The sequence below is a fragment of the Acinetobacter sp. CY81 genome (genome assembly GCF_059515925.1).
Map to the genome: position 1 here is coordinate 1 of NZ_JCAKNC010000022.1, position 2454 is coordinate 2454.

Sequence of the window (2454 nt, forward strand, 5' to 3'; positions counted from 1 at the left end):
AAAGACCTACCGTATTTAGAAATGCTCTATAGATTCGTATTTGGTAAAAAATCTTACTACGACTTAGAAATGACACGTCATGTTGAGCCTAAAGGCAAGGACGACGAGGAGCGGAACGGAGCGGAGGTGCGACGCTCGGAGCACAATGCGCCACGTACCGCACCGCAGTTCAAAAAACAGCGCTGGAGACTTCCACCTAAAACGATTGTTCGTTTGAAAGAGAGAATTCGTCGTTGGGACGGGTTCTTATACAACATCGACTTATTCCCATACGTTGAGCATAGGCTATTGGCATTCATAGGTGACTAAAGATTATATGAGTAATCTTTAGTTGGTCTGAAAGACTACAAGACAGCTAACAAAGCTGTCTTGTCGATCTGCTATCGCAATGAATGAATCCTAGATAAATCCTCTTAGATTGCTGTCTAGCAATCGGCACAATCCCAATCAAAATATTCCCCCCTCTGATCACCAGCTCCCCTTAGATTTCTAAGCGGGAGTTTTTCGCCATCCCCAATGGGTGGCGACTCGTACACCAGTGAACTTGTATATCGGCATACCTGTATACCAGTGAACTTGTATATCGGTATACCCGTATCCATGTATCCAAATCACAATTTGATCTTTTAAAAAATCAGTGTATGATTATTCTGTGAATCAAATATGAATCAATTAAAATAGCAAAGGTGCTTTTAAATGAATAACCACGATGAACCAACTAAATTACAAATGCTTGTAGCGGAAATCACTGGTAAGGCTGAATCAGATTATTGGGGTGTTACTAAGCAAATGCCTGTCCGTGTTCGCTTAGATTTATTCGCTAAAATTTCAGCTCTACATGAGTTTGCAAATGAGAATAAAAAAGTTCCACGTAATCACCTCTTAAACGACCTTTTGGATATAGCTGTTGAACAAGTTATGTCTGAATTTAATGAAGATGATCTTTTTCGCCTAAATCAATTGGCGTCTCGTCACTATGACTTAAATAATCTATCAGATGATGAGGTTTCTAAATGATTAAGCTTGAAGGAACAGTATTAAACGTATTTACCCAACAAGGTGGTAAAGACAGAAAAACAGGCGATCAGTTTGAAGATCGTGACAAGGTACAAATATTGGGAGCTATGGAACTTCTAAATGGTGGCGTTAAAAATGAACTTTTTACGCTGTCGGTAGAAAACTATAGAGACTTTGCAGAGTTAGTGGATAAAAAAATTGCGATTGCTGTTGGTGCAATGGCTAGTGGTCGTAACGTAATTTTTTATGTTGCAAAAGGTGCTAAACCCGAAGTTTTGGCATCGTGACCATATTCGTGTAAAAACAGTAACTTACCTTAGTAAGTTCCTGTTTTTACTTTTACTTGATACTATTCATTAAGTCGGGGACAAAATTTCATGAAAAATGACAATAAAAAACCCCTGTTATCAGAAGCTTTGGCCGGCACGGATAACAAGGGTTTGCAATCTGCTAATGCAGATCAACACAGGGATAGAATAACACGTTTTGGACTTTTGAAACATAGATCGAAGCAACAAGAAAACTTTTTGTGGACTCTAGCAAAATTCAAAGAAAACTACCCAAATGATCTACCAAGCGAAGAAACAACAAAGGCCCTTAAATCTGCACAGAAGTTAAACCAGTGCGGAAACTTTTTGCTATTCAAAAATTTTTACACCATAGATCAAACTAAGCTCGCTAAATTCCATGTTTGCAATCAGCATTTGCTTTGTCCGTTTTGTGCGGGTATTCGTGCTTCTAAAGCAATTCAAAAATATTCTGAACGAGTTGATCAGGTACTTAAACAAAATCGTAAGCTTAAGCCTGTTCTAATCACGTTCACGGTTAAAAATGGCTCTGATCTTAGGGAAAGGTCTGAACACCTCATAAAGTCGTTTAGAACGCTTATAAAACGCAGACAGGACTATTTAAAAAAGGGTCGTGGGTTTAATGAGTTTTGCAAGATCAATGGGGCAATGTATTCATACGAAAATACATACAACGAAAAAACTGGTGAATGGCATCCGCATGTACACATGTTTGCATTGCTCGATACTTGGATCGATCAAGAACACTTGTCTGAAACTTGGCATGAAATCACTGGTGATTCATTCATCGTCGATATTCGTCGTGTGAAAAAAGATAAACAATATGGTTATTCAAATGCAGCGGCTGAGGTTTGTAAGTACGCTCTAAAATTTGGGGACTTGTCTGTAGAAAATACTTGGGAAGCTTTTAAGATTCTCAAAGGTAAGCGTCTTAGTGGTGCTTTTGGTTCGTTGTATGGTGTCAAAATCCCTGAAAATCTTGCTGATGATATGCCAGATGAAAAAGACCTACCGTATTTAGAAATGCTCTATAGATTCGTATTTGGTAAAAAATCTTACTACGACTTAGAAATGACACGTCATGTTGAGCCTAAAGGCAAGGACGACGAGGAGCGGAACGGAGCGGAGG

The 2454-nt window shown here is 38.8% G+C and carries 3 protein-coding genes and 1 pseudogene; all 4 read left to right on the forward strand.

Features of this window, described 5'->3' with window-relative positions; translation table 11 throughout:
• Nucleotides 1–309: pseudogene (locus AC5YDM_RS14985) on the forward strand (hypothetical protein); the annotation flags it as partial.
• Between the two features lie 387 nt (nt 310–696).
• On the forward strand, nt 697–1017 hold the full coding sequence (locus tag AC5YDM_RS14990; protein WP_496152858.1) for a hypothetical protein: 321 nt from the start codon (nt 697–699) through the stop codon (nt 1015–1017).
• A complete protein-coding gene (locus AC5YDM_RS14995; protein ID WP_496152859.1) occupies nt 1014–1304 on the forward strand; it encodes a hypothetical protein in 291 nt (96 codons plus the stop codon). The genes AC5YDM_RS14990 and AC5YDM_RS14995 overlap by 4 nt, the downstream gene beginning before the upstream one ends.
• A gap of 90 nt (nt 1305–1394) precedes the next feature.
• A partial coding sequence (locus AC5YDM_RS15000) for a protein rep (RefSeq protein ID WP_496152860.1) occupies nt 1395–2454 on the forward strand: 1060 nt, incomplete at its 3' end.

Bases quoted from the DNA above. Each gene is read 5' to 3' on its own strand.
- AC5YDM_RS14995 (WP_496152859.1), top strand. From the start codon at position 1,014: ATGATTAAGCTTGAAGGAACAGTATTAAACGTATTTACCCAACAAGGT.
- AC5YDM_RS14990 (WP_496152858.1), top strand. From the start codon at position 697: ATGAATAACCACGATGAACCAACTAAATTACAAATGCTTGTAGCGGAA.